Annotated in this window: 23 protein-coding genes, 1 tRNA gene and 1 pseudogene; 12 read left to right on the top strand and 13 right to left on the bottom strand. The window is 72.3% G+C overall.

The window, feature by feature from the left end; translation table 11 throughout:
- Positions 1–121: 121 nt before the first annotated feature.
- A pseudogene (locus FRAQA3DRAFT_RS37595) lies at positions 122–1,111 on the top strand (FUSC family protein); the annotation flags it as partial.
- An 836-nt stretch (positions 1,112–1,947) separates the two neighbouring features.
- On the opposite strand, the gene FRAQA3DRAFT_RS37600 reads toward FRAQA3DRAFT_RS37595, so the two are convergent.
- A complete protein-coding gene (locus FRAQA3DRAFT_RS37600) occupies positions 1,948–2,508 on the bottom strand; it encodes a hypothetical protein (protein ID WP_009741692.1) in 561 nt (186 codons plus the stop codon).
- Positions 2,509–2,756: 248 nt separating this feature from the next.
- Positions 2,757–4,259, bottom strand: coding sequence for an MFS transporter (locus tag FRAQA3DRAFT_RS24245; RefSeq protein WP_009741693.1), 1,503 nt, complete (start codon positions 4,257–4,259; stop codon positions 2,757–2,759).
- A gap of 263 nt (positions 4,260–4,522) precedes the next feature.
- On the opposite strand from FRAQA3DRAFT_RS24245, the gene FRAQA3DRAFT_RS24250 reads away from it, so the two are divergent.
- Together FRAQA3DRAFT_RS24250 and FRAQA3DRAFT_RS24255 are read left to right on the top strand one after the other, a co-directional pair.
- Positions 4,523–4,996: a MarR family winged helix-turn-helix transcriptional regulator gene (locus FRAQA3DRAFT_RS24250; protein WP_009741694.1), complete on the top strand. Its 474-nt coding sequence runs from the start codon at positions 4,523–4,525 to the stop codon at positions 4,994–4,996.
- An 85-nt stretch (positions 4,997–5,081) separates the two neighbouring features.
- Positions 5,082–5,170 (top strand) — tRNA-Ser (locus FRAQA3DRAFT_RS24255).
- A gap of 220 nt (positions 5,171–5,390) precedes the next feature.
- Here FRAQA3DRAFT_RS24255 and FRAQA3DRAFT_RS24260 read toward each other — a convergent pair.
- Positions 5,391–6,257 (bottom strand): helix-turn-helix domain-containing protein, encoded by an 867-nt coding sequence (locus FRAQA3DRAFT_RS24260; protein WP_009741695.1) that lies wholly within the window; start codon positions 6,255–6,257, stop codon positions 5,391–5,393.
- Between the two features lie 900 nt (positions 6,258–7,157).
- On the opposite strand from FRAQA3DRAFT_RS24260, the gene FRAQA3DRAFT_RS24270 reads away from it, so the two are divergent.
- Positions 7,158–7,769: a hypothetical protein gene (locus tag FRAQA3DRAFT_RS24270; protein ID WP_009741696.1), complete on the top strand. Its 612-nt coding sequence runs from the start codon at positions 7,158–7,160 to the stop codon at positions 7,767–7,769.
- A gap of 65 nt (positions 7,770–7,834) precedes the next feature.
- Here the strand turns inward: FRAQA3DRAFT_RS24270 and FRAQA3DRAFT_RS24275 are convergent, their stop codons facing one another.
- The 4 genes from FRAQA3DRAFT_RS24275 to FRAQA3DRAFT_RS24290 form a co-directional block, all read right to left on the bottom strand.
- Entirely contained in the window at positions 7,835–8,254 is a 420-nt protein-coding gene (locus FRAQA3DRAFT_RS24275) for a DUF3817 domain-containing protein (protein WP_009741697.1), read from the bottom strand.
- The gene (locus tag FRAQA3DRAFT_RS24280) at positions 8,254–8,796 is read right to left on the bottom strand and encodes a hypothetical protein (protein ID WP_009741698.1); all 543 of its coding nucleotides are present in this window, start codon (positions 8,794–8,796) and stop codon (positions 8,254–8,256) included. The genes FRAQA3DRAFT_RS24275 and FRAQA3DRAFT_RS24280 overlap by 1 nt, the downstream gene beginning before the upstream one ends.
- Before the next feature lie 560 nt (positions 8,797–9,356).
- Complete coding sequence (locus tag FRAQA3DRAFT_RS24285) at positions 9,357–10,979, bottom strand: hypothetical protein (RefSeq protein ID WP_009741699.1); 1,623 nt, start codon at positions 10,977–10,979, stop codon at positions 9,357–9,359.
- On the bottom strand, positions 10,980–12,026 hold the full coding sequence (locus FRAQA3DRAFT_RS24290) for a SigE family RNA polymerase sigma factor (RefSeq protein ID WP_157467634.1): 1,047 nt from the start codon (positions 12,024–12,026) through the stop codon (positions 10,980–10,982).
- 520 nt (positions 12,027–12,546) lie between these two features.
- On the opposite strand from FRAQA3DRAFT_RS24290, the gene FRAQA3DRAFT_RS24295 reads away from it, so the two are divergent.
- The 4 genes from FRAQA3DRAFT_RS24295 to FRAQA3DRAFT_RS24310 all read left to right on the top strand — a co-directional run bounded on the left by FRAQA3DRAFT_RS24295 (position 12,547) and on the right by FRAQA3DRAFT_RS24310 (position 15,231).
- Positions 12,547–12,783: a hypothetical protein gene (locus FRAQA3DRAFT_RS24295; RefSeq protein ID WP_009741701.1), complete on the top strand. Its 237-nt coding sequence runs from the start codon at positions 12,547–12,549 to the stop codon at positions 12,781–12,783.
- A gap of 41 nt (positions 12,784–12,824) precedes the next feature.
- A complete protein-coding gene (locus FRAQA3DRAFT_RS24300) occupies positions 12,825–13,469 on the top strand; it encodes a nitroreductase family protein (RefSeq protein ID WP_009741702.1) in 645 nt (214 codons plus the stop codon).
- Between the two features lie 100 nt (positions 13,470–13,569).
- Complete coding sequence (locus FRAQA3DRAFT_RS24305) at positions 13,570–14,562, top strand: NAD(P)H-quinone oxidoreductase (protein ID WP_083873663.1); 993 nt, start codon at positions 13,570–13,572, stop codon at positions 14,560–14,562.
- Between the two features lie 108 nt (positions 14,563–14,670).
- A complete protein-coding gene (locus FRAQA3DRAFT_RS24310) occupies positions 14,671–15,231 on the top strand; it encodes a bacterial proteasome activator family protein (RefSeq protein ID WP_009741704.1) in 561 nt (186 codons plus the stop codon).
- A 30-nt stretch (positions 15,232–15,261) separates the two neighbouring features.
- Here FRAQA3DRAFT_RS24310 and FRAQA3DRAFT_RS24315 read toward each other — a convergent pair whose 3' ends face one another.
- The 3 genes from FRAQA3DRAFT_RS24315 to FRAQA3DRAFT_RS24325 form a co-directional block, all read right to left on the bottom strand.
- Positions 15,262–16,773: a metallopeptidase TldD-related protein gene (locus FRAQA3DRAFT_RS24315; protein WP_009741705.1), complete on the bottom strand. Its 1,512-nt coding sequence runs from the start codon at positions 16,771–16,773 to the stop codon at positions 15,262–15,264.
- Positions 16,770–18,341 (bottom strand): TldD/PmbA family protein, encoded by a 1,572-nt coding sequence (locus FRAQA3DRAFT_RS24320; protein WP_009741706.1) that lies wholly within the window; start codon positions 18,339–18,341, stop codon positions 16,770–16,772. The genes FRAQA3DRAFT_RS24315 and FRAQA3DRAFT_RS24320 overlap by 4 nt, the downstream gene beginning before the upstream one ends.
- Positions 18,342–18,449: 108 nt before the next feature.
- Positions 18,450–19,130, bottom strand: coding sequence for a hypothetical protein (locus FRAQA3DRAFT_RS24325; protein WP_009741707.1), 681 nt, complete (start codon positions 19,128–19,130; stop codon positions 18,450–18,452).
- Between the two features lie 1,125 nt (positions 19,131–20,255).
- On the opposite strand from FRAQA3DRAFT_RS24325, the gene FRAQA3DRAFT_RS24330 reads away from it, so the two are divergent.
- Complete coding sequence (locus FRAQA3DRAFT_RS24330; protein ID WP_232291734.1) at positions 20,256–20,408, top strand: hypothetical protein; 153 nt, start codon at positions 20,256–20,258, stop codon at positions 20,406–20,408.
- A 53-nt stretch (positions 20,409–20,461) separates the two neighbouring features.
- Positions 20,462–21,553, top strand: coding sequence for a helix-turn-helix transcriptional regulator (locus FRAQA3DRAFT_RS24335; protein ID WP_009741709.1), 1,092 nt, complete (start codon positions 20,462–20,464; stop codon positions 21,551–21,553).
- Here FRAQA3DRAFT_RS24335 and FRAQA3DRAFT_RS24340 read toward each other — a convergent pair.
- A complete protein-coding gene (locus FRAQA3DRAFT_RS24340; RefSeq protein ID WP_009741710.1) occupies positions 21,519–22,322 on the bottom strand; it encodes an HAD family hydrolase in 804 nt (267 codons plus the stop codon). The two genes, FRAQA3DRAFT_RS24335 and FRAQA3DRAFT_RS24340, sit on opposite strands and share 35 nt — an antisense overlap.
- A 125-nt stretch (positions 22,323–22,447) precedes the next feature.
- On the opposite strand from FRAQA3DRAFT_RS24340, the gene FRAQA3DRAFT_RS24345 reads away from it, so the two are divergent.
- Positions 22,448–22,912: a phosphoribosyl-ATP diphosphatase gene (locus tag FRAQA3DRAFT_RS24345; RefSeq protein WP_255346975.1), complete on the top strand. Its 465-nt coding sequence runs from the start codon at positions 22,448–22,450 to the stop codon at positions 22,910–22,912.
- A 37-nt stretch (positions 22,913–22,949) separates the two neighbouring features.
- Complete coding sequence (hisG, locus tag FRAQA3DRAFT_RS24350) at positions 22,950–23,798, top strand: ATP phosphoribosyltransferase (RefSeq protein WP_009741712.1); 849 nt, start codon at positions 22,950–22,952, stop codon at positions 23,796–23,798.
- A 100-nt stretch (positions 23,799–23,898) separates the two neighbouring features.
- Here the strand turns inward: hisG and folE are convergent, their stop codons facing one another.
- Both folE and ftsH read right to left on the bottom strand, forming a co-directional pair.
- The gene (gene folE, locus FRAQA3DRAFT_RS24355) at positions 23,899–24,654 is read right to left on the bottom strand and encodes a GTP cyclohydrolase I FolE (RefSeq protein WP_009741713.1); all 756 of its coding nucleotides are present in this window, start codon (positions 24,652–24,654) and stop codon (positions 23,899–23,901) included.
- A complete protein-coding gene (ftsH, locus tag FRAQA3DRAFT_RS24360) occupies positions 24,651–26,828 on the bottom strand; it encodes an ATP-dependent zinc metalloprotease FtsH (protein ID WP_009741714.1) in 2,178 nt (725 codons plus the stop codon). The genes folE and ftsH overlap by 4 nt, the downstream gene beginning before the upstream one ends.
- Positions 26,829–26,918 lie beyond the last annotated feature (90 nt).

The following is a 26,918-nucleotide window of genomic DNA, read 5'->3' on the forward strand; positions in this document are numbered from 1 at the left end:
GGTGCTGTGGCCGGCGCGGCCGCCGGACGAGGTCCGCCGGGCCTTGGCGGCGGCGTACCGTGCCCTGGCCGACTGCGTCGCCGCCCGCCCGGCCAGCGTCACCACCGGGGGGTCGGAGGTGATGGTCACCGTGGTGCGCTCGGCGGTGGCGGAGGTCCGCCGGCGCTTCGCCGCGACCTCGTACCGCCCGACCGGGGCAGGCGGCTCCGCGGCCGCTCTCGGCCACGCCATCGTCGATCTGGACTGGATCGTCCCCTTCGTGCTCGCCGTCCCCAGCGGGGAACGGGCACGCCGGCACTGCTTCCCCGCACCGGCCGCAGAGCTCCTGGCGGCCGTCGTTGACACCCTGCACGGGGCCGCCGACCGGCTCGAGCGGTTCGCCCCCCGCGCCGAAACCCCCGCCGCGGTCCGGGCCGGCCGATCGGCCGGGGACGAGCGTCGCGGCGTATGGCTGGGGGTCGAGCGACTCGACCGGGCGGCCCGGACGATCGGGCAGGCGCTGCTCGACGCGCTTGGCCGGCCGGCCGGGCAGTCGGTTGACCCGATCGGAGCGGGCGCCGCGGCGGCCGAGGCGTTCCGGCTGCGCCAGCTGGCCCTGGGCACCCGGCAGCTCGCGGTGCACACACTGGTGGCGACCGGGGAGCGCCGGCCCCAGCGGCCGACGCCGAGCACGGCGCGATGGCAGCGAGTCCGGGCCCGGCTGCGGCTGACCCGCGAGCTCGCCGCCGGTTACGCCGACGTACGGGCGATCTGGTTCCGCAACAGCGTGCGCGGCGCCGCCGGCCTCACGCTCGCGGTGGCGGTGACCCGGTCGACGGGGTTGGAGCACGGGTTCTGGGTGGTGCTCGGCACCCTGTCGGTGCTGCGGTCGAACGCGCTGGCGACGGGGACCACAGTGGTGCGCGCATTGGTCGGCACGGCGGCGGGGATCGCCGTCGGCGGGCTCGCCGTCGTCGTGGCCGGTACGACGGGGCCAATCCTGTGGGCGCTGCTGCCGGTCGCGGTGCTGATCGCCGCCTATGCCCGTAAAGCGAACGCGTTCGCGGTCGGCCAGGCCGGGTTCACCGTCGCTGTCGTGCTGCTGTTCAACATCGTCGAGCCGGTCGGCTGGCGGGTCGGTCTCGTCCGCATCGAGGACGTGGTCCTCGGCTTCCTGATCAGCATCGTCGTCGGCGCGCTGCTGTGGCCGACGGGGGCCGCGGCCCGACTGGTGCGAGATCGGGCCGCCACCGCGTACCGGACCGCGATCGAGTTCCTCGTCCGGGTCGCCGCGGCGCCGCCGTCCGCCGCGCCGGAGCCGGCCCGCGCGCGGGAGACCGCCCGGATGGCGCGCACGGCGGTCCGCGCTGGGCGGCTGCTGGACGACGCGGTCCGCCAGTACCTGTCCGAACGGCCCGCCGGCCAGCTCGACGTCGACGCGCTCATGCTGGTCTCCGCCGGTGCGCTGCGGATCCGGCGTACCGCGCAGGTCCTGCGGCTGACCGGCTCCCACCCGCTGCGACCCGAGATCGTCGGCGCCGGCTCGCCAGCCACGGGACGGGGTGGCCCCTGGGCGGGGCTGCTCCGCTGCCGTCCGCAGCTCCTCGAGAGCCTCGACGAGCTGCGGCGGTGGTACCTGAGCCTGGCCGACGCGCTGGCGGCCCGGACCGAGCCGCCCTCATCCGCCCCGGCGTCTCCGGTCTTCCCGGCGTCTCTGGTCTTCCCGGCGTCTCTGATCTTCCCGGCGTCTCCGGTCTTCCCGGACGCCGTGAGGCCGGGCGGTCTCGACGCGGTGCGGCGCTGTGCCCTCGTCCGGGTCCGGGCGGCGCTCGCCACGGGCGATCGGGCGGGGGTGGTGGCCGCGCTCGACATCGTCGAACGCGCGGAGCACCTCGCCGTGCTCCAGGGCCTGCGCGGCCGGCTCACCGGGGCGGTCCGCGCCCTGGCCGCCGGGCCGGGCACCGCGGCTCAGGCGCCGGGGCCCCACAGGTCGCGGCCGGCCCGGGCGCGTTCCCGCGCCTTCATCCGGGCCTCGTGGACGTGGCGCATCCCGTCGGTGAGCCGCCGCCGGACCTCCTCGTCCACCTCGGTGAACGGGCGGTAGTACAGCTCGTCGTACTCCTCGACGATCTGGAAGGTCCAGCGTCCGTCGAGCACGTTGCGCCCATACAGCTCACCACGGACGAAGGCGGCGGTCCGGGTGTGCCCGGCGTCCTCCAACTCGTTGATCGCATCTATGAGGATGAGATCCGCCCGCCCGGAGAGCTGGTGGAACTCGTACAGCGCACCGCGGGCACGTTCCACCCATTCCAGCGCCTCGCCGAGCCGGCCGACCGCGTCGGCGGTCGCGTCGTCGAGATCCGGCCGGGTGCGGTCCAGTCGGCCGCTGCGCCCGCGCTGCCCATCCAGGTGGCCGCCGCGGCCGTCCGGATGGCCGGGGTCACCGTCCCGACGGGTGGTGCGGCCGTCGACGCGGTCGCCTTGCCGGCCGCGCTCGCGGTCACCGTCCTGGTGGGCGTGTCTGCTCACCCTAGCCAGATGCCCGGGTGGCCGGGGACCCACACCGCGGGCCCGGCCTGCGGACGGGCACGTCGAGGCCGTGACGCGGCGGGTGACGCCGAAACGCCGACGGCCGGCCGATCGCCCCGGCCGCAGGGGTGATCGGCCGGCCGCCGGTGAGAAGCGTCCGATGCCGGCGTGGGCACCAGTGGCGCGGGTGCCCACGGCTTCGGTCCGTCGTGCGGCGGGTCACGCCACACGACGGAGCGGGATTCGGATCAGGCCTGGACCGCGTCCGCCGTCTCCGCGCCGGCGGGCGTGGTGTTGATCTCCCGCTGCGAGGGGACGGTGACCGCGGCGCTCGCCTGTCGGCCGGGGATGAACGTGGCCAGCAGCAGCGCGAGCAGGGCCGACCCCGCGCCGAGGACGAACGCGAGCCGGAAGCCGCCCTCGGACGGCAACGCGGCGCCTTCGAAGGTCGTGGTCATGTGCGCGAGGACCACGCCGACCACCGCGGCGGAGGACGACGTGCCGAGCGAGCGCATCAGGGTGTTCAGGCCGTTGGCGGCGGCGGTCTCGGTCGGCGGCACCGCGGCCATGATCAGGGCGGGCATCGACGCGTAGGCCAGGGCGACCCCGAGGCCGATGATGCAGGCGAGGAAGATGATCTCCCAGACCTCGCTCATGAGCACCAGACCCAGCCCGTAGCCGACCGCGATCGTCGCCGCACCCAGCATCAGGGTGACCTTGGAGCCGAAGGCCGCGGAGAGCCGGGCGGTGACCGGGGAGGCCAGCATCATCACGAGGCCGAACGGCGCGAAGCACAGGCCCGCGACGATCATCGACTGGCCGAAACCGTAGCCCGTGCCCTTGGGGGCCTGCAGGAGCTGGGGGATGATCAGCGACATGCCGTACATCGCGAATCCGATGATGACCGAGGTCAGGTTGGTCATCAGGACCTGACGGCGGGCGCTGATCCGCAGGTCGACCAGCGGGCTCGGGGTGCGCAGCTCCCAGAAGCCCCAGACGAGCAGGATCACGACGGCCGCGACGCCGAGCCCCAGCGTGGTGCCCTTGGTCCAGCCCCAGTCGCTGCCCTTGGAGATGACGAGCAGCAGGCACAGCACGCCGGCGGACATCCCGAGAGCGCCGACGAAGTCGAAGCGGCCGTGGGTCTTGTCGCCCACCGGCGACTCGGGGACGACCTTCCAGATGACGAACAGGGTCAACACGGCGAGCCCGGCCGCCCCCCAGAACAGCACGTGCCAGTTCACCTGCTGGGCGATGATCGCCGACAGCGGGACGCCGAGGGCGCCACCGATGCCCAGCGAGGAGCTCATCAGCCCGAGCGCCGAGCCGAGCTTCTCGGGCGGGAGCTCGTCACGCATGACGCTGATACCCAGCGGGATCAGACCCGTGGCCAGACCCTGCAGCGCACGCCCGGCGACCATCGGCAGCAGCGCGGTGCTCAGCGCGCAGACGACCGAGCCGACGATCAGCACCATGAGGCTGACCATCATCATTCGCTTCTTGCCGTACATGTCGCCCAGCCGGCCCACGATCGGGGTTGAGACCGCGGCGCCGAGCAGGGTCGCGGTCACCACCCAGGCCGTGTTCGAGGCGGATGAATGCAGCAGCTCGGGAAGGTCCGAGATGAGCGGCACCACGAGGGTGTGCATGACCGAGACCACGACCCCGGCTGTGGCCAGGGCCCCGATCATCAGCCCGGGCGCGGGCGCGCCCTCCTGCCGACTGGTCGGGTCGGCGGACGCCTGTGCCATGGGAGCCTCCGGGTGGATGATGGCGAGGAGCGCCGACGGAAGGTGACCGTCTGCGCGCGGACCGCGAGGGATCGCGGGTGCGGCACGACCATGTCGCTTGCAAGGGGGGATTCGTGAGATCGTTTCGGTAGCCACGGACGATCGCTGATGTGCACCATACATGCTATGTGGACAGTGCACAGACGCCGGTGCTCCGCATAGTCTGGGAGAAAGGTCACGGTCAGACGAGGGCCTAGGTGCCCGGATGCGCGGCGGAGGCGAGTGTGCTCGAGGACCTGCAGGAGATCGAGCGGGAACTGATGTTGCTCGCCCGCCATCACATCCTGCCCACGTCCACCCACAAGCAACACGGCCGCACCCTCGACCGCTCGGCGTACCTGCTGCTGAGCCGGATCGAGGCGGAGGGGCCGATGACCATCGGCCAGCTCGCCGACGCCTTCTCCCTCGACGTCTCCACCGTCAACCGGCAGGCCGCGGCGATGCTGCAGGCCGACCTGGTCGAGCGCATCCCCGACCCCGACGGCGGGCTGGCCCGCAAGCTGGCGGTCACGCCGCGGGGGCTGGAGCGCCTGCATGCCGACCGAGAGATCGTCCTGGGGACACTCGGCCGGCTCTTCGAGGACTGGACCCTCGAGGACATGCGGCGCCTAGCCGAGATGCTCGGCCGCTTCAACATCACCTGTGAGCGTGAGAACGGCAATCCCTGGCCCCGCCCCACCCGCGTCGCCGACCGGTAGCCGCCCCTCCGTCGCGCCGCGCCGGCGACCAGGCGATGATCGGATCTTGTAGGATGAGCTCGCTTGTCTGGCGCAACGCCAGGTGGGAGGGCTCGCCTAGTGGCCGATGGCGGCGGTCTTGAAAACCGCTAAGGGGAGTGATCCTCTTCGTGGGTTCGAATCCCACGCCCTCCGCTCGGTCTGGTCTACGCGCCGGCAGTCGACGTGATTCGCCCGCGCCTCGTGACAAGGCATTCGGTGTGCTGATGCGCCCCACGACGGCCGCCGATATCTCCGCCGTGGCCGACCTGATCCGCGCCCGCAGCGCGTGGCTCGAGGATCGCGGCTGGCCGACGTGGCGCGCCGAGGCCGACAGCCTCGCCAGGCAGGCAGGCCGGTTCGCGCGCCGGCCGGTTCACCGCCGCTCGCCGAGGGCCGCGAGGGCTTTGGCCGTCTCCGGGTCGGCGGGCAGGAACGTCTCGACCGCCAGCTCGGAGACGGTCACGTCCATCGGGGTGTTGAACGTCGTCACCGTCGAGATGAGCGAGAGCAGGTGGCCCTCGACGACGATCCGCATCGGCAGCGCGAGCGGCGGCGGGACCGCAGCGGGCGCAATGCCGGCGTCCGGGCCCGGATCATCGGCGGCGGGCGGGTCGGGAACGGGATAGGCGGACACCTCGTCGTAGAGCGCGTTCAGGGCCGGCGAGCCACGCAGAATCATGTTCCGCCGCATTCTCTCCAGCAGGTGCGCCCGCCATTCCGCCAGATTCACGATCCGCGGCGCGAGCCCTCGCGGATGCAGAGTGAGGCGCATCGCGTTCAGCGGTGGGCGCAGCAGATCCGCCGGCACGCCGGTGAGCAGAACCAGCACTGCGCGGTTGGTCAGTGCAACGTCATAGTGGCCGTCGAGCACCAGTGTCGGGTTCGGCTCATAGGCGGCGAGCAGCTGCTCCAACCCGGCGCGCACGGCGGTCATCGCCGGGTCGTGCAGCGGGGTCTCCGGATAGGCCGGGGCATAGCCGGCGGCGATCAGCAGCGCGTTGCGGTCCCGCACCGGGACGTCGAGATGTTCGGCGAGCCGCAGCACCATCGCCCGGCTCGGCGCGGACCGGCCGGTCTCGACGAAACTGATGTGCCGGGCGGAGCTATCCGCCCGAAGTGCCAGTTCGAGTTGACTGAGTCGGCGTCGTTCCCGCCACTGCCGCAGCAGCACGCCCACGCCCATCCGGGCACCCCCGTGCGCCGGGTCCTCCGTGCCGGGTCCCGCCGAGGGGGTCGTCATGAGTGCAACCGTAGCCAGTCCCGCTGGTGCCGGTCGTGCCGTCGTTCGCCATTGCAAGATCAAGTGTCCATGTATTGTGATTTTCGTGTTCGATGATGTCCGCCACGGACGTCTGTCCTGAGTGGCCCTAAAGGTTGCGCGAGATGCCCGGAGTAGGCGGGATCGCCCCGACCTGACCGTCTCCGGAGCGTTGGCACTGGACAAACACCCTGAAGACTCGACGGCCGGTTGCGTGACGCTTGTGCAGGTCTGCGACAGGATGGCCGGGTGCCTCCCCGTCGGTCGACATCCCCTCGCGCGATCCCGGCCGCCGTCTCCTCGCCCCGGCGTCCCCGCGCGATTTCCGTGACCCTTCACCCCGATCCGGACCAGTCCAGCCGGCAACCGCCACTGCCGATCCAGGTGCCCCGCCGCCGGCAGCCCGAGGCCGGCGCGCATATCTCGGTTACGGCCAGTTGTGCCGGCTGCGACACGCGGTGGACCGATCCGGCCACGACCCATTGCGGTTCATGCCATCAGTCCTGGCCGAGCGTGCAGGGCTTCGACGACCATCTGGTCGAATGCCCGGCCCATCCGGTCATCGCCGCCCGGCGGGTGAAGCGGGAACCCGAACAGTCTGGCGTCGGAGTCGCCTGACCGGTCCGATTCCGTCGGCGTCGGGCCCGTCCGGTGTTTCCCGCCGGACGGCCGAAACTCCGCCGGCTGCCTGTTTCCCGGCTCCGACTGCGATTGCGGTCAACGGGTCGGTGCTGCGGTCGCGGAACTGCTACGTTCCGGCGCTGGAGCACCCGTGGCCGCCCGCCGCCGGCGCGTTCGCCCGGCCGTGGCGCGCGAGCTGCGCCGTGGCGCCGGCCGCCGCGGTCGCGTGCCCTTGGGCGGGGCAGGAGGACGGAGGAGCCGATGACGGTCTGCGGGCTGGTCCGGTTGGACGGGGTCGACGTGCGGCGGGCGGTGCTCACCACGATGCTGGCCTCTTCCGCCTCCGGGCTTCCGGCAGCGCGCGGGGTGCACACCGACGGGGCATTCGGAGCGGTGAGCGCCGCGGATCCGGACGCGGACCCGACCCCGCCGATCGCCGTCGACGACGCCGGGCTCGTGGTGATCGCCGACCATCCGCCGCGGGCCGCCGGCTCCCGCCGTTCGGCGCGGGCGTCAGCCGCCGCCTACCGCGCCGGCGGTCAGTGGGCCCTGCTGCGCCCCGCCGCCGGCACCGTCACCGTCGTCTGGGAACCGGTGCGGGCCCGGCTGGTCCTCGCCCGGCCGTCGGGCGCGCCCACCGAGCTGGTCACCTGGTCGGACGGGCGGGTGTTCGCCTTCGGGACCGAGACCGACCAGGTGCTGTCGGCCGCCGGTGGCGGGCTGTCCCGCCCGGCCAGGCTGCGGCGGCTCGGGTCCGGCGAGGTCCTCACGGTCACCGTGCCCGCCCGGCGTCACCGCCCCGCGCTCGCGGCGGTCCGCCCGCGATCCGGCGCCGAGCCGGCCCCGGGACTGGCCCCGGCCGGCTGCCCGTGACGGCCAGGCCGCCCGGCACGACGGTGGGGAGCCTCGCTCGCAGAAGGGGCGGTGGGGCCGGTGGGTCAGCGGGCGGGGGCTTCGGCCGCCTCGCCGGTGGCGGGGCGGGCCGCCTTGGCGCCTGCCGGCGCCGCAAGGTGCTCGCGGCGGACCAGGGCGCTGACCCGGCGCTCGGCGACGAACGACAGGAACGGGATCGTGCCCGCAAGCATGATCAGGATCGTCCGCTGCAGCGGCAGCCGGCAGCGGCTTGCCAGGTCGTACGCGCAGGCCAGGTAGACCATGTACAGCAAGCCGTGGATCGGACCGACCGCCGCGACGATGGTGTCGTTGTCGCCGGCGTACTTCAGCGGCATACCGACGCAGACCAGCAGGATCAGGCCGACGCCGACGACGTAGGCGATCACGCGGTACCGCAGCAGGGCGGCTCGGACCGCGGGCGCGGCGGAACGTCCCCCGGCGGCGCGGGAGGGGGCGGGGGTCATCAGCGGGCTCCGTTGATCTGTTTCGCGTTGATCTGTTTCGGGTTGATCTGTTTCGGGTTGATCTGCTTCAGGGCCTCGCTCAGCACGTCGCGCTCGTACAGCGAGGTGAGGTAGCGGTTGTAGGCGTCGAGCTCGTCGTCCTCCTCGGGCGAGTCCGACGCGGCGGTCAACATCCGGGGGCCGTTCAGATCCGGCCGCCAGGGCGCCTCGGGTGCAATCCGCCCGCCGGCGCCCCACTGGGGACCGTTGGGGTCCTTGGGCGCCAGCTCTTCCTTCATCATCTTGTACCACCAGTACACGACGAAGGCGGCGAAGATCGGCCACTCGACCCCGTAGAAGAGGTTCTGCAACGAGCCCTGGGGGGACTCGCCCTTGGTCAGCTGCCATACCCCCATGCGGATGAACAGCGCGATCAGAGCGAGCGCGAGGAGATGACGCGCGATCCACGAGGGTGCAAACAACAGCCGGCGCACGCTGTCGACGCTACCTCTCCACGTCCGGTCCGCGTAGGTCGCGGGGTAGGTGTCCGCGACCAGACTCACACCGTCGATGACTCCACCGGGCGACAGGGCGGGGCGGTGGCCGGGGCGAGGGTCCGGTCGGTAGGCCGGGCGACGGAGCTGGCCCGGCCCGAGGCGAAGCGGCCGGGACGGCGGCTGGAGCGGCACGGCGGCTGGAGCGGCACGGCGGCTGGAGCGGCACGGCGGCCGGATGCCAGGCGCGACCGGATGCGGCGGTGGCGAGGGGGCTGGCCGGCCTTGGCCTGACCGGCCAGCCCCGGTACCGCTCGACGGCCCGTTCGCTCGGCTGGGGGGGGTTAGCCGGACGAACGGACCGAAACGCCGACCGGACCTCCTGGCGCGGGGGCCGGTGTGGCGTTCACATGGTCAGTCGTCCGGGGGGTGTCGTTTGGTTGCCGCCCGGGGCAAGATTTTTTATTTTTTTTCGAGACCTCGGTGAGATGACTCGAATGGGCTAGGCAAGTTGTGGGGACAACCCCGACCCGGAGGCCGAAAACCGGGCCGGGCAGCCGGACAGACGGTGGGGCCAGGCGAAGCCCGCGATGCCCCCGGCCCACCTGGCCTGGTGACCCCGGCTGTCGTCAGCGCAGCACGGCGGCCGCCAGCGTCCATGCCGCGGAACTCCCGCTGGAGATCGACACGGTGGTGGCCCCGATCCCCGCCGGCAGCGACACGCTCACCCGGGCGTCCGCCGAACCGTCGACCAACGTCGACGGCAGCTGGACGGTGAAGGTCCGCCTGTCCGCGAGCGACGACACGGTGATCTCGACCCGTCCCGACGACGACCCGAGGTAGATCTCCAGCGTGCGTGCCTGCGTGACGAAGGTCGACAACGCGGCCGTGCCCTGCACCGCCAGCCGGTCGGTGTCGTCGGTGCCGCTCGCCGTCGGCATCCCGCCGCTCCAGTCGAAGCCCGAAGACGACGTCGTCGGGACGCCCACGACGCTCGCGGCGAGCAGCGGGACCGGCAGCGCCGCCCGGTTCTGCACCCCGCCCCATCCGGCGCCGAACAGCGCCCAGTCCGCGGCCTGGGCACCGGGGATCTGGACCCGTGAGCCGGCCGGGAACGGGGCGACGGAGTTGGTGTAGATGCCGGTAGCGGACGGCGCCAGGCCGGTGTTGGGTGCCTGGCCGGCGCCGACCGCACCGGCGCCGTCCTGGGCCGGTGCGGCCGGGTCGGGCTTCGTGCCCCTCGTCAACGGCTGCGCAGACGTCCCGCTCGACGGCCGCGCGGCATCCCCCGGCTCGGCCGCGCCGGCCGCGCTTGCCGCCGCCGTGCTGCCCGCGGGGCTGGCCTGTCCCCGCGGGACGCCGGCCGAGGGCCCCGGAGGCGGGGGGGAATGGACGGCGGGCGGGCGGGACGGTGCCAGCGTGGCGCTCGTGGTCGCCCACGGCGTCTCCGTGGGATTGGGCCGCGCGGTCACCGTGGTGGTCGGGGGGTCCGAGGAATCGGAGCCCGGCAGGTCAAGCAGGGCGACCAGGGCGACCAGGGCGAGGCTCAGCACGGTGACGGCCGCGCCGACAAGCGCCTGGGTGCGGCGCCGACCCGTCCCCCGCGGCGCACCACGTCCGGGCCGGGTGCGGCGCAGGCCCTGGCCCCGCCTCGGCGGCGCCGCGGACGCGTGCCCGCGCCGCGTGCCGTAGAGCGCATCCAGCGGCAGTGGCGTCGTCGCACCGGCGCGGTCCGCCTCCTCGGTGGGGTCGTCCAGATCAGGCGGACCGGCCAGGTCGATCAGCGCACCGAGGCCGCCCGACGCGGCCACCTCGGCGTCCGTGTACGGCTCGGCCTCGGCGTACAGCGCGGATTCGGCGTAGGCGGCGGATTCGCCGTACGGGGTGAAGCCCGCCCCGACGACGGTCGGCGTGGTGCTCTCCGGGCCGGCGTAGGGGGCGGGCGGCGGCCCCGCGACGGTCGGCGCGGCGGCTTCCGGTCGGTCGTGGGGGACGGCGCCCGGCCGGGTGGTGAAGGGGGAGACGGAACCGGGCTGGCGCAGCGGGAAGACGGACGACCCGCCCAGCGGTTGCCCGACGGCCGCTGCGAGCCGGCGCCGGATCCGGTCGGAGTCGGGCTGGTGCCGGGCCATCTCGGTGCCCAGCATGCCGCGCAGTTCCTCGTGGAACGTGGTGCTGGCGCCGCTCACCGGGCCCGACCCGGCTGGTAGATCATGGTCGGGCTCCTGGAATCCCGACGTGCTCGGTGTCATCTACGCCTCGCCGACCCGCCACACCGGCCAGGCCAGTCGCGGCCAGGGCAGCGACTCGGGCCAGGTCGGTGACCCCGCCAAGCTCGGTCGTCCCGGCCAGCCCGGTCGTTCAAGCCGGGGTGCGGGTTCGGGCCAGGGCAGTGGTTCGCGCCAGGCTACGGGTTCGCGCCAGGCGACGGGTTCGTGCCAGGGCAGTGGTCTGCGCCGCGGTGGTTCGCGCCGGGGCAGCGGGACGGGCCTGGACAGCCGTCCGGGGCCCGGGAACGGCTCGCCGCCAGGGTGCCGCCCGGCCCCGGGAGCCGGCTCGGCCTCGTCCGTCCGTGCGAAGGCGGACCGGTCGGGCCCGGCGGGTTCATCGGACTGGCCGGTGCCGGGCCCGCCGCCGGGCCGGCCCGAGCCGGGGCGCACGCCGCTGATCCGGGACGTGCCTGGCCGGGACGTGCCGCCCTGGGGCATGTCGGGGTGCTCGGGCGTCATGCGGGAGGTCACCTCCTCCTGGGTCGTCTCGGCCGGCGGCAGTTCGGTTCTCTTTAGGATTCGCTCCAGCTCGGCAACTCCCTTGGCCGTCTGGCTCTTCACCGTCCCGACGGAGATGCCCAGTGTCCGGGCCGTCTCCACTTCCGACAGGTCGAAGGCATAGCGGAGTACCACGCAGGCCCGCTTGCCCGGGGGCAGGCTCATCAGGGCGGTGCGCAGGTCGACCACCGCCGGCACGTCCGGCACCGGGGCGGATCGCTCGGCGCGCTGCCCGAGCACGAGCAGCCCGCGCCGCTCACGCACGACCTTGCGGACCCGGTCCGCCGCCAGGTTCGCGACAATGCGCCGGACGTAGGCCAGCGGGAGCTCGGCCGAGCGCACCCGGTCCCAGCTGGACCAGGCCGCGGTGAGCGCCTCGGCGGTGATGTCGTCGGCCGCGTCATGGTCGCCGGTCAGCAGGTACGCGAAGCGACTCAGCGCACGGTGATGGCTCTCGAAGAACGCGTGGAACTCCGCCTGTCTGTGGGGATGTTCGTGCTCGTCGTCGGCCGCGACCGCTTCCACTGGCACGCTCCCCGGGCCCGTCCTGGCCGGCGCGTCCCCGGAGCCGGCCAGACAGTCGATGCTGTGGTCGTCTGTGACTGGTTGCAGAGAACCAAAAGTTCAGGGTGATGCGCATATGACGGTAGCGACTGGATCAGCTGTATGTCGTGGCACCTGAGTGCCGATCAGTTCCTGTACCGTTAATACGGCGATACGGGCGCCGCACCTCGTGCGGACCGCCATCTCCGCTGTGACTTACCGGCCATCCAGGTCGGGGGCCGGACCGGTCCCGTCGGCGGGCACCTTCGGCGGGCCGGCGCCACCCGAATGGGCGTTCGTTGTGGACCGGCTGTTTTGTTGTTTGCCCATGCGTGTCGCGGGATCGCTTTGGTTGTCACCATGGCGTGTTTGTTGTTTCCATGGAGATGTCGGTGTGTCGACCGGACCCGTTCGGGGCCGGGCGCGAGGCCCCGGGTGGGCGGGCCGGTGGCCATGCGATGCTGGGACGATGTTTCCGCGGCTCCGACCACCGGGTACGGCGGGTTCTATGTCCAGCCTGTTCACCTCGACCATCCCGACGTGCCCGCGTGCCGCGGTGTCCGCCGGTGTCCGTCCGCACCATCCGGACTCGCCGCCGCCGCTCGACCCGGACGCCCCGATCCCGGATGACCCGGGCCCGCTGCTGCCCGACACGCCGGATCTGCCCCCTGCGCCGCACGAACCCTCTCCGTACACCGAGCCGGCGCCGGACTCACCCGCCGAACCCGAACCCGAACCGGTCTGATCCGGTGACGCGCGCGGGAGGCGGCCACGAAGGAGCTCATCGTGACCCTGCTCGACCTCACCCCTGACGAGGTGCTGACGACGACCCGCAGCGTGCGCAGGCGGCTCGACCTCGACCGCCCGGTCGAGCCGGAGGTCGTCGAGGAGTGCCTGCGGATCGCGTTGCAGGCGCCGAGTGGTTCCAACCAGCAGGGCTGGCACTGGATCGTGGTGACCGACCCGGAGCTGCGCGCGGGCATCGCCGAGTACTACCGGCGCGCCTCGACCGCCTATCTCGACGCCGGCGGCCCGGCACGGGACTCCTTCGAGGGCGAGCGGCTCGCCGTCCAGCAGCGGGTCACCGACTCCGCCCGGTACCTCGCCGAGAACCTGCACCGGGTCCCCGTGCACGTCATCGGCTGCCTGGAGGGCGACGCGACGCAGGTCCCGGCGCAGCTGCAGGCCGGCTTCTGGGGGTCGCTGCTCCCGGCCGCGTGGAGCTTCATGCTCGCCCTGCGGGCCCGGGGCCTCGGCAGCGCCTGGACGTCGCTGCACCTGCGCTACGCCGACGAGGTCGCGAAGCTGCTCGGCATCCCGCCGAATGTGAGCCAGGGCGTGCTGCTGCCCGTCGCCTACACCATCGGTACGGATTTCCGACCCGCGCCGCGGGAGCCGCTGGCGAGCGTCCTCCACCACGACCGCTGGTAGCCGTCCTCGCCGGGGGTCCGGGGTCGGTGAGGGCTCCGGGGTCGGCGGGCTCCGGGGTCGGCGGGCTCGCGGGCGCCGGCGGCGTCGTAGCGTGTGGAGGGTGCATGCGGTGACGGTGTCGGCCCCCGGCGGGCCCGAGGTCATGTCCTGGTCCAGCGTGGCGGACCCGCCCGCGCCCGGGCCGGGTGAGGTAACCCTTGACGTGGTCGCCACGGCGGTCAACCGGGCGGACCTGCTGCAACGGCAGGGTCTCTACCCGCCGCCGCCCGGCGACTCCGCGATCATCGGGTTGGAGTGCTCCGGCCGGGTGGCCGCCGTCGGGCCCGAGGTGTCCGGGTTCGAGATCGGCGCCGAGGTGTGCGCCCTGCTCGGCGGCGGCGGGTACGCGAGCAGGGTGAACGTGCCGGCGGGCCAGCTCCTGCCGATCCCGGCGGGAGTCGACCTGGTCGAGGCCGCCGGCCTGCCCGAGGTCGCGGCCACCGTCTACTCGACCGTGTTCGGCATCGCCGACCTGCACGACCGCGAGGTCTTCTGCGTGCACGGCGGCGCATCGGGGATCGGCACGTTCGCGATCCAGGCGGTCCGCGCGCTGCGGCCGGAGGCGGTCATCGCCACCACCGCCGGCACCCCGGCGAAGCTGGCCAGGGTCCGCGAGCTCGGCGCCGACGTGGCCGTCTCCTACCGGGACGCCGACTTCGTCGAGGTGATCCGCAAGGCCACCGACGGCCACGGGGCGGACGTCATCCTCGACAACATGGGTGCGGCCTACCTGCCGCGCAACGTGTCGCTGCTCGCCGTCGGCGGGCGGCTCGTCGTCATCGGCCTGCAGGGCGGGGTGAAGGGCGAGCTCAACCTCGGGGCCCTGCTGAACAAGCGGGCGGTGGTGCATGCCGCCTCGCTGCGCGCACGACCGCCGGCGGAGAAGTTCAAGATCGTCGCCGGGGTCCGCGCCGAGTTCTGGCCGGCGGTCGAACGCGGCGCGATCAGGCCGGTGATCGACCAGGTGCTCCCGATCACCGAGGTGGCGGCGGCGCACCGGCATGTGGCCGGTCTCGGGCACGTCGGCAAGGTGATCCTCACCATCCCGCGCTGACGGTTGCGGGCCGCGGGCCGACCGTGGCTGTCCGCGACCGGCCACGGCCGACTGGCCGGTGCCGCACCGGCGCCGTGTGGCGCGCTCCGACGGGGCAGGATAGGGGTCATGACGGATCAACCGGAACCCCGCGTCGTGATTGTCGGGCCCGACGGAGCCCTGCACGAGAGCGCGCAGGAGGCGCTCGGCCGGCCGGCCCGGTCGGTGAACCCGAACGGTGAGCAGGAGGGGGAGCCGGCCGGCGGCAACCCCGTGGCCGAGCTGGTCTCCCAGCCCGACAAGGTGATGCGCATCGGTACGATGATCAAGCAGTTGTTGGAGGAGGTACGCGCCGCGCCGCTGGACGACGCCAGTCGGATCCGGCTGCGGGAGATCCACCGCAGCTCGATCCGTGAGCTCTCCGACGGGCTGGCCCCGGAGCTGCGGGCCGAGCTGGAGCGGCTGTCGCTGCCCTTCGACGAGGGCCACACCCCGTCTGACGGGGAGCTCAGGATCGCCCAGGCGCAGCTCGTCGGCTGGTTGGAGGGCTTGTTCCACGGCCTGCAGACGGCGCTGTTCGCCCAGCAGATGGCTGCCCGGGCGCAGCTCGAGGAGATGCGCCGCCGGGCGCTGCCGAGCGGGCAGCAGCAGCCCGGCGGGGAGGCGTTCGGGCGCGGCGCCTACCTGTGACGGCGCCGGCACCCCAAGGCGGCCCGGCGGTCAGTTCGCCGGGCTGACCGAGCTCATGTTGAAGTCCGGCACCCGCATCGGTGGCATCCGGGTGAGTGTGAACCAGTCCGCCCACTCCCGGGCCATGGTGCGGGTGGCCGCGCCGATCTGCGCCGTGCGGCCCAGCAGGCCCACCGGCGACTCGTTGAACCGGAAGTTGTTCACCGCCCCGGTGACCTCGCCGTTCTCGATCAGGTAGACGCCGTCTCGGGTGAGCCCGGTCAGCAGCAGGACCTCCGGGTCGACGTCGCGGATGTACCACAGGCTGGTCAGCAGCAGGCCGCGCCGAGTCGAGGCGATCATCTCGTCGAGCGACGCCGAACCCCCCGCATCCAGGGTCAGGTTCTCGATCATCGGGGTGACCGCGCTCTGCGTGGCCCGGGCCGAGGCGCGGGTCTGCACGAGCGCACCGAGCGCGCCGTCCCGGATCCAGTCGGTGGCGCCGAGCGCCAGCCCGTTGTCGAACACGCTCGACATCGACGACGACGACGCGGCGGTCACGAACGGGGTCGTCGCCAGCTCCGGGTCCGCGGGGTCGCTGGACAGCCGCAGCCCGGCCGGCCCGATCGCCTCGCCGATCCGCGTCCCGCCGCCCGGCCGGCTGAACACCGTGCGGCCCTCGGCGGCGTCCCGCCCGGCGGCCGACCAGTACAGGTAGATCATCAGGTCGGCGACCGCGGACGGTGGCAGCAACGTCTCGTAGCGGCCCGCGGGCAGCTCCACCGAACGCTCGCACCAGGCCAGCCGGGAGCGCAACGCCGCGTCGGTGGCGGCCACGTCCACGTCGGTGAAGTCGTGGGTGGACTGCCCGTGCCACACCGAGCCGCCGGGAACGCCGCTCTTGGCGTTCCACTCGACGCTGCCCGTCGGCTGGCTGTGCCGCAGCCGCAGGCCGGTGGACGTGCCCAGCCAGGTGGTGGTCACGTCGTGCTGGGCGAAGCCGAACAGCCGCCTGTCCTGCGCCCGCGCGGCGCCGAAGGCCTCGGCGAGGTCGCGGGCGAAGGCGGCGAACACCGCCGTGCCGGTGCGGGCCGCCGGGTCGGTGAAGGCGCCGCCGCCCGCGATCGGCCCGGCGCCCGCGGCCAGGCCGGCGGTGGCGGGCCCGAGCAGGTCGGCGTAGTCCTCGGCGTCCTGCGCCTCGCGGGCGGCCTCCTCGGCGGCGCGGACGAGCTCGGCGAGGCCGTCGGCGTCGGTGGGATGCGGCAGGTCGCCCGGCCGTGCCCCCCGGCCGCCGACCGGGGTGTCGATCGTGGAGGCGGTGCGCACCCCGAACGAGCGGCCGACGACGCTGACGACGGTGATCGACCGGTCGCGGCTCGCCCCGTTGGTGGTCAGGGTGTTGGTGGCCCAGCGCAGGTTGACCGAGCTGGACTCGGTGGCGATGACCACGCAGCCGTCCGCCCGGGACAGCGCGAGGGCTCGCTCGACGATCTCGTGGGCGGCCTCGGGCACCGCGCCCGCCCGGTCGGCCCGGGTGGTCTCCGCTCCGGTCACCTGGCTCATCGGCCGGCCTCCCGCCGCGTGTTGAGGACGTTGACGCCGCGGAACAACGCGGCCGGGCTGCCGTGGCTGACCGCCGCGACCTGGCCGGGCTGCCCCTTGCCGCAGTTGAACGCGCCACCGAGGAGGTAGGTCTCCGGGCCGCCCACGGCCTCCAGCGAGCCCCAGAAGTCCGTCGTCGTCGCCTGGTAGGCGACGTCACGCAGCTGGCCGACGATCCGCCCGGAGCGGATCTCGTAGAACCGCTGCCCGGTGAACTGGAAGTTGTACCGCTGCATGTCGATCGACCAGCTCTTGTCGCCGACGATGTAGATGCCGCGGTCGACCCGGCTGATCAGCTCCTCGGTCGACGGGCCGCCCGGCGCCGGCAGCAGCGACACGTTCGCCATCCGCTGGATCGGCACGTGGCCGGGGGAGTCGGCGAAGGCGCAGCCGTTGGAGCGCTCCACCCCGAGCACACTCGCGTTGCGGGCTGCCATCGCCCGGTCGAGCTGGTAGCCGACGAGGGTGCCGTCGCGCACGATGTCGAACCGGCGGGTCTGCACGCCCTCGTCGTCGTAGCCGATGGTGGCCAGCCCGTGCAGGGCGGTGCGGTCACCGGTGATCGTCATCGCCGGGGAGCCGTAGCGCAGGGCACCGAGCTGGTCCAGGGTGGCGAACGACGTGCCGGCGTAGGCCGCCTCGTAGCCGAGCGCCCGGTCGAGCTCGGTGGCGTGGCCGACGGACTCGTGGATCGTCAGCCACAGGTTCGACGGGTCGATCACCAGGTCGTACGGGCCGGGTTCGACCGACGACGCCTTGGCCTTCTCCGCCAGCAGGCCGGGGATGAGGGCGATCTCGCCGTCCCAGTCCCAGCAGCCCGCCGCGGGCCCCGCGACCATCCACTCCCAGCCGCGGCCGACGGGCGGGGCGATGGTGCGCATCGTCTCGAAGCCGCCGCCCGGGTCGACGCGCGTCGCCTCGATCTGGCAGAGCACCCGCACCCGCTGCTGCGTCGTCGAGGTGCCGGCCAGATCCGCGTAGTACTTGTTCTCCATCACGGCGCCGAACCGGCCCTCGACGTGGTCGACGTCATTCGCCGCGAACAGGGTGCGGCACAGCCCCCCGACCCGCTCGATCCGCTCCCGCGCGTCGATGGCGAAGGGGTCGGCGGCATACGCCGACACCCAGACCGCGTCGGAGTGCGCCGGTTCCTGGGCGAGCTCGACGGGCTCGGAGTTCAGCGGGGCCGCCACCCGCGCCATCTCGACGGCCTCGCGGGCCAGCCGGGCCGCCTCGTCCGGGGTGAGGTCCACGCCGGCCGCGAAGCCCCAGGTCCCGGCGTGCACGACTCGCACGGCGAGGCCCAGCGTGGCGCCCTCGTGGCGGCTCTCCAGGGCGGCGTCCCGGAAGGACAGTGAGGAGTCCCGCAGTCGTTCGATGCGGATGTCGGCATGGGTGGCGCCGAGGTCGCGCGCGGTCTGCAGGGCCGCGTCGGTGAGTGTGGAACGCGGCAGCGCGAGGAACTCCGCGTCGATCTCGTGCGCCGGCAGCCCGGATGAGGCCGGGTCCTGATGGACGGGTGTCGCCATGTCCCTATCCTGGCCCGCGCGGGCGACCGATGGGGCGCCGGCCCGTGCGGGCGGTGTCGTGGCGGCGCCCGCCGTCGACTCCGCGTGGTCGATGACGGGCTGGCGGCCTCATGTCGGTTGCGGATCGTGATCGATCGCGTCCGGATCATCCGGTCTCGGGTGGACGGATCTGTCTGACCCGGCCGTCTCGCGGCTCCACGCGTCGAGCAGCCCCCACCGTCGTTCGGCCTCCCGCACGGCGGCGGCCAGGGTTGCGGGGCGATCGGCCTGGCTGGTGGCGACGAGCAGGTCCGAGGCCGCGGTGAAGGCGTCGACGAACCAGGCCGTCGCGGGGGCACGCAGGTCGAGCCGGGCCGGCCGGTCCGGCCTGGGGACGGCGGCGGCGAGGAAGTCGCGCAGCAGCAAGGCCATTCGGTCCGCGAGAGGTTCGAACCCCGCCGGGTCGAAGCGATGGGCGGCGCCACCGGACCGCGTGGGCGGCGGAATCGGCCGCGTACGGGGCGTCTGAGCCAGCCCCCGGGCGCGGGGCCGGCTGCGGCGGCCGTCTCGGGCGCGCCCGACAGCCGGCGCGGTCACGAGCAAGGTCGCGACCATCGCCCAGGTCAGCAACAGCGGCCAGGACGGCGGTGCGCCGAGGAGGGCCGCGCCGGCCAGGTCGGCCGGGGCGAGCGCCGTGGCGGGGATGATCGTGCCCAGCCGCAGCCCGGCCGGGCGGGGCTCGCGGTCGGGGTCGGGGTCGGGGTCGGGGTCGCTCCAGGGTGGCGCGGACGGCCGGCTGGCGATGTGCATGCGGCCTTCCCTCCTGTCGGGCGAGCCCCCGTGTCGATCGAGGTGACGACGAGGACTGCCGGAGTGGCGGCCGGAGACCGCCGGGCCAGGATCCGGGCCGCGGGACCGTCGGCCGACGAGATGCTCTAGTCCGAATCATCCGGGACGATGACCTGAATCTCAAGAGAATTTCTGAATATTCAGATTCGAGCCGGAATCGTTGCGGCTCGAGCGCCTGACCCGCTCGACGTCCGGCGAGCCGCGCCCGGCGCGCCCGGCTCCGACCGACAGCGCCCGCGGTGGTCGACCACCGGTGGTCGACCACCGGCGGCGATGCCTGCGGGCGACCGGCCTACCGTGGGGCGAGCCCACCGGGAGCAACCCGCCTATTCGCCCGAACGTCCGCCAAGCGTGTTGCGCCGCGCCTGCCACGGGGCACTTTGCCCGCTCCGGGCGGTCCGCGCCGGGCAAAGCGCACCACACCCGGCATTGCCGGAGTGTGCCACCGGTCACGACGGGCGCGGGCCCATCCGTGCGGTGGCCCGAAGGGGCGCACCCGCCGGTGTCGCCCCCGGCCGGTGGTTGCCCGGGGTCGGATCTCGTCACCGGGCGTCGGCGGGCGGGACTTGGCTCGGGCCTCGCCTGGAGCCGACTGTCCCGACCGAGTCTCAAAATATTCGTGACACTACGATCAGTGATTGGCGAGTCTGACTGTTGCCGTCGTCACCCTCACGTTCCGTTCCCGCACCCCGTGGGCGGGTAGCCCGAAGAGGCTGCTAGTTCACGCGTTTCGGTACTATTTGTGGTGGTCCCGCTCGGCGTTGTGTCTCGACGCATGGCGACTCTTGGTGGTTATGGAATTGCTTGAGGTCGCGGTAGTGCCTGCTGGAGGATGGGCTCGACCGAGCAGGCGGTGACGTTCGGTTATCGCCTTCGGTGTCAAGTCGTCAGCCTAGAGTGACAATATGCCGCGGGCGGCCGGAATATTCGCGTCGCCGCCGTAGAGCTGATCATTATTACTGCGCTATGTCCTGACTCGAGCGTGATCCCTAGGATGAAGCGCAGTGGTGCAGAGAGGTAGGAGCGATGCGGCTCGTCCCGGTGGCCAGTGCGTCGTGTGCCAGCGCGAACTGTCCCACGGTGTATGTGAACGATGAGGATCAGGACATCTTCGTCCAGGGCTACGCGGTAGTGGACCAGCGGATCCCGACCGGCGAGGTGCCGCCCGGCGAGGCATTGGTGCGCATCCCCCGCAGCGTGTTCCTGGCGGCCGCGCGCGGCCTGCCGGCGCAGGCGTAGCCGGCGGGGCGCACGCGGTGGCCGGCGGGGACGGACCGACCTCGGAGGTGGTCATGGAGGGCGAGGGCGCGCCCCCTGCGGCGGCTGCTCCCGACGCCACGCCGCCGGACCGGCTTGGGGTCGAACTCGCGCAGCTGCGCCACTCCCGCGGGATGACCGGCCAGGCTCTCGCCTCGTCCGTGGGCATCAGCCAGAGCACGATTTCCAAGATTGAGAATGGTCTGCTTCGGCCCAGCCCCGCCGACGTGGAGCGGATCGCCCGGACGTTGCAGGCTCCGCCCGACCTCGTCCGGCATCTGGTCGACCTCGCCGAACGGCTGCAGTCGTCGGCCGCCCGCCGCACGCCGCGCCGGCGCGGCGGCGGGACCGGGATGCAGACCCGGCGGCAGGGCGTGAGCCTCGACCAGGAGGAGATCCTCGACGCCGAGCGGGAGGCGACACTCATCCGGGAGTTCGAGCCGATCCTGTTGCCCGGGCTGATCCAGATCAGCGAATACGCCCGCCGGGTCGTGAACGGCTACCACCGCATCACCATCGGTGGCGACGAGGGTGCATGGTACCAGCGGACCGCGGAGAAGGTCAGCCTGCGGATCAGGCGGCAGAATCTGCTCTACGATGCGACCCGGCGGTTCGAGTTCATCCTGATGGAGTCGGTCCTCGGTAACCGTTTCGCGCCGCCGGAGTACATGATCGCACAGATCAAGCGGATTGCCGCAGTGGCGGAACTGGAGAACGTTACTGTACGGATCGTGCCGAGCTCCGCCGAGCTGGAGTATCCGCACGTGCAGGGTTTCACGATTCTGGACGACAGCCTTGTCGTGGTCGAGACGCTGGAGGCCACCGGATACAACCATCCAGACCAGGTCCGGATCTACGCGAAGATCTTCGAGGAGTATGCCGCACTGACCGCCTCCGACCTCCGCGAGATTCTCGCCAGGTACACGCGCAGCTACGCCGAACTCCTCGCGCCCCGCCGCCACGCCGGCGACGGCGCCGACCCCGTGGACTCCGCGAACACCCCCACCGCCGTGAACACCCCCACCGCCGTGAACACCCCCACCGAGGCGAACACCGCCGCGACCGAGGCCGGTCCCACCCGGGGCGGAGAGCTCAGCCCACCGCCGGGAACAGCCGCTCCAGGATGAGCGCCACCCCGTCCTCGTCGTTCGACGCGGTGACCTCGTCGGCGGCGGCGAGGACGTCCGGATGGGCGTTCGCGACGGCGACCGAGTACCCGGCCCAGGCGAACATCGGCAGGTCGTTCGGCATGTCGCCGAAGGCGATGACGTCGCGGGCGGTCATCCCACGCTCGGCGGCGAGCTCCGCCAGTGCCACGGCTTTGGACACCCCCGGCCCGGCGATCTCGACCAGGTCCACGCTCGACGTCGTGACCACGGCGTCCGTGCCGGCAAGCTCGACGATCGCCTGATACACCTCGGTGAACGGCTGACCACCCCGGCGGACCAGCAGCTTCGTCGCCGGCAGGGCCAGCAGCAGCTCGGGGAACGTCGCGACCAGCTCCTCGGGATCCGGCCACATCGTCTCGAAGGCCGGTTCCCGGCCGAACCGGACGCCGCTCTCCACGGCGAACACCGCGTCCGGCACCGCGGCGCGGATGGCGCGGGCCAGCCGCAGCGCGGTCGCCTGCTCCAGATACCGGTGGCTGACCGGCACGCCCGCGTCCAGATCGAACACGAGCGCTCCGTTCGCGCAGATGGCGAGGCCGGAGGCCGCCGTCTGCGCCACGACGCCCGCCATCACCCGGCTCGGCCGCCCGGTGACGAACACGACGGTCGCCCCGGACCGCTCCACCCGCCGCAGAGCCGCGCGGGTACGCGCCGAGACGGTGCCGTCGCTGCGGATCAGCGTCCCGTCCAGATCAGTGGCGACGAGGGCAGGCGGGAACACAGTCACCCAGTCAACCAGCAACGCGGCGCTGGCACGGCGGAATCCGCCAGCATCGCCCCCGGCCGCGGGCCGGCGGCCACCGAGCTCCGACGATGTCCCGCCGCGGCTGTCGAGGTCCGCGGTCGAAGTCGATGTTCGGCGCGGCTGCCGCCGGCCCGGTGGCAGGTAGCATGCCGAGCATGGTTCCTGCCAATCGGCCCGGGTCGTCGCCGTCCGGGCGTCTGTCCCGACCCGGGGCGGACGGGGATGCGCCCCGCCCCGTCGAGGCCGCCGGCGATCTCACCGCGGCGATCGGCAGCACGCACACCGCCGCCGCGCCGAATACAGCCAACGGAAAAACATTCGACGAACTCTTCGCCGAGGTTGCCGACAAATGGCAGCGCCGGGCACCCGACTCGGGTACGGTCGCCGCTCTCGACAAGGGCGTTCATCATCTCGGTAAGAAACTCGTCGAGGAGGCCGCCGAGGCGTGGATGGCGGCCGAGTACGAAGGCCGCGACCGGGCAGCCGAGGAGATCTCGCAGTTGCTCTACTGGAGTCAGCTCCTCATGATTTCCCTGGGTCTTTCCCTGGACGACGTATACTCCCACCTGTGATCGCGCCCCTGTCCTCCGTAGACGCTGAGTAGTGACGATGCTTCGTATCGCGGTTCCAAACAAGGGGTCGCTGTCCGCGGCCTCCAGCCAGTTGCTCGCCGACGCCGGCTACCAGGCCCGGCGCGAGTCCGCGGAGCTGGTGGTCACCGATGTCGAGCACGACATCGAGTTCTTCTTCCTCCGTCCACGCGATATCGCCGTATACGTCGGTTCGGGGCGCCTCGATCTCGGAATCACCGGCCGCGACCTGCTCCTGGACAGCAACGCCGCCGCGGCGGAGTTGCTGCCGCTCGGGTACGCGCACGCCACCTTCCGCTACGCCGCCCCGGAGGGCACGCTCGCGGACGTGGCGGAGCTGCAGGGCAGGCGGATCGCCACATCGTTCCCGGCGCTGGTGCGGGCGGATCTTGCCGGCCGCGGCATCACTCCGGCGAGCATCGTGACCCTCGACGGTGCGGTGGAGACGGCGGTGCGGCTCGGGGTCGCGGACGCGGTCGCCGACGTGGTCGAGACCGGCCGCACGCTGCGGGCCGCCGGGCTGGAGCTGCTCGGGGAGCCGGTCCTGCGGTCCGAAGCGATCATCATCGCCAAGCGGGGGGCGGAGCTGTCCACGGCACACGAGCGGTTGCTGCGCCGTGTGCAGGGCGTCCTCGTCGCTCGCCGGTACGTGATGATGGATTATGACGTGCCGAGCGCGGTGTTGGAGAAGGCGTGTGACATCACGCCCGGCTACGAATCGCCGACGATCTCCCCATTGCAGCGGGAGGACTGGGTCGCCGTGCGGGCGATGGTGCCCCGCGCGGAGGTCAATCGGACGATGGACGATCTGTGGGACCTCGGCGCCCGCGGGATCCTCGTCTCCGGCATCCAGGCCTGCCGCCTGTAACGCTCGCCTTCGTCCCGTTCGATCCCGCTGCCTTCCATCCCGGCGACGATGGCGGGCCGCCGAGCGGTCACCCGGAGGCTGGGCCCGGGTGACCGGCGGCTCAGCGGCGGCTGCCCAGGATCAGCGACATACCCTCGCTGCGTGTCGCGGTGCTGAGGAACTGGCCACGCACCGCTGAGGTCACCGTGGTAGCCCCCGGCTTGCGCACCCCACGCATCGACATGCACAGGTGCTCCGCCTCGACGACGACCATCACCCCGCGCGGTTCCAGGACGTCGACGAGAGCGTCGGCGATCTGGGAGGTCAGCCGTTCCTGGACCTGCGGCCGGCGGGCATAGAGATCCACCAGCCGGGCCAGCTTCGACAGGCCGGTGATCTGGCCCCTGTTGTTCGGGATGTAGGCGACGTGCGCCCGGCCCGAGAACACCACCAGGTGGTGCTCGCACAGCGACGAGAAGTCGATGTCGCGGACCAGCACCATCTCGTCGTGGCCCTCGTCGAAGACCGTGGTCAGCACATCGGACGGATTCCGACCGAGGCCCTCCACCGCCTCCCGGTAGGCCCGGGCGACCCGGTCCGGAGTCTTGCGCAGCCCCTCGCGGTCCGGGTCCTCCCCGATCCCGATGAGCAGCTCACGCACGGCACGTGCCACCCGGTCGTGGTCGAACGGGCGCACCTGCTGCGGCTTGCCCCGATCCCGGACCAGTGACACCGGGGAGGCTGCCGCGGCCGAACCGTTGCCGTCGGTGCCAGGACCCGGACCGCCGAGGCCGTTCGATCCGGTGGCGTCCATCTCGGACACCGCTGCGGAGTGCACCCGCTCGTCCGTGAACGCCTCGTGGGAGTCGGACGTCAACGGCGTCTCCTGTCGTCGTCGTTCGGCCAGCTCGGCGGGGCCCATGGGTTGGCGATCCGCGGCCCCTCGGGCGGACCGTCGCCACCGGTGGGAGCCGGTGAACCCTGGCTCTGGGGATAACCGTGCCCACCCGGGCCGCCATTCCCATTCCCGACCGGGCCGACCGGACCACCGTGCCCGGCCGGATCCACTCCGGGCGCACCGTTGCCCGTTCCCCCGTGGCCGGTGGCCCCGTTGCCGTGACCGGGGTCCTTCACCAGGTCGGCGACGCCAGTGGGGACCAGCCCCAGCTCGGCCGGAGTCTGCACCGGCGGGCGGTCCGAGGGGATGCGCCGACCGACCCCGGTGTAGATGCCGCGCACAGGCCGCTTCTGCACGGTCGCGAAGACCTCGGCGACGTCGTCCTTGCTCAGCGTCTCGGTATCCATCAGCCGCAGCACGAGGTTGTCGAGCACGTCGCGGTAGGTGACCAGGATCTCCCACGCCTCGTCGTGCGCGGCCTCGATGAGCCGGCGGACCTCGACGTCGATCTCGCTGGCGACCTCCTCGGAGTAGTCGCGCTGGTGCCCGACCTCTTTGCCGAGGAAGACCTCGCTGTTCTCGGTGCCGAACTTGATCGCGCCGAGCTTGTCGCTCATCCCGTACTGGGTGATCATCGCCCGGGAGATCTGCGTCGCCTTCTCGATGTCGTCGCTGGCGCCCGTGGTGGGGTCGTGGAACACCAGCTCCTCGGCCGTGCGACCGCCGAGCAGCACAGCGAGCCGGTCCAGCATCTCCGAGCGGGTCGACAGGTACTTGTCCTCCAGCGGGAGCTGCATCGTGTAGCCGAGCGCGCGGCCCCGGGGCAGGATCGTGATCTTGTGTACCGGGTCGGAGTTCGGCAGCGCGTGCGCGACGAGGGCGTGGCCGCCCTCGTGGTAGGCGATGCGCTTCTTCTCCTTGTCGCTCATAGCCCGGGTCTTGCGCTCCGGCCCGGCCATCACCCGGTCGATCGACTCCTCCAGTAGCGCCGAGGAGATGAACTTCAGGTTGGACCGGGCGGCCAGCAGGGCGGCCTCGTTCAGCACGTTGGCCAGGTCCGCGCCGGTGAAGCCGGGGGTACGCCGGGCGATGACCATCATGTCGGCGTCCGGGCCGATCGGCTTGCCCTTGGCGTGTACCCGAAGGATGGCCTCGCGGCCGAGCAGATCCGGGCGGTCGACGACGATCTGCCGGTCGAAGCGGCCGGGCCGCAGCAGCGCCGGGTCGAGGATGTCGGGCCGGTTCGTCGCCGCGATGAGGATGACGCCACCCTTGACGTCGAAACCGTCCATCTCGACGAGAAGCTGGTTGAGGGTCTGCTCGCGCTCGTCGTGCCCACCGCCGAGCCCGGCCCCGCGATGGCGGCCCACGGCGTCGATCTCGTCGACGAAGATGATCGCCGGCGCGTTTGCCTTGGCCTGCTCGAACAGGTCCCGGACCCGGCTGGCGCCGACACCGACGAACATCTCGACGAAGTCGGAACCCGAGATCGAGTAGAACGGCACGCCGGCCTCGCCGGCGACGGCCCGGGCCAGCAGGGTCTTGCCGGTACCCGGCGGGCCGTAGAGCAGGACGCCCTTGGGGATCTTCGCGCCGATCGCCTGGAACTTGCTCGGGTTCTCCAGGAACTCCTTGATCTCCTGGAGTTCCTCGATCGCCTCGTCCGCGCCGGCCACGTCCGCGAAGGTCGTCTTCGGTGTGTCCTTGCTCACCAGCTTGGCTTTGGACTTGCCGAAGTTCATGACCCGGTTGCCGCCGCCCTGCATCTGGTTCATGAAGAAGAACAGCAGCAGGACCACCAGCAGCACGGGCAGCAGGTTGAGCAGGAGGGAGACCAGGATGTTTCCGCGGTCGACGGAGACGTCGTAGGCGACGCGCTTGTTCCGCAGCTCGTTGGCCAGAACGACACCTTGTTCGGTGACATAGGACGACTCGAACTTCCGGCCGTCCTTCGTCTGGATCTGGATGAGCTGCTTCGAGTCCTCGATCTTGGCCTTCGTCACCTGGCCTTCGTCGATCTGCTGCTGAACGAAGTTCAGGTCTCTCTTGCCGTACTCACTGGGACCCGAGAGGACACCCGTCGTGAGAATGATCACGAACAGGACCAGGAGCAGCAGTGGCACCCAGCCGCGGAAGATTCTTCTTGGAGTCATCTGTCTGGAGCGCCGGACACGAGCGCTCCACCCTCCTGACGTGTGTACTGCCCTCGATCGGGATTCCCTTGTGCCGAGGGTACCGCCGGT

This window comes from Frankia sp. QA3, from assembly GCF_000262465.1.
Lineage (GTDB): Bacteria > Actinomycetota > Actinomycetes > Frankiales > Frankiaceae > Frankia.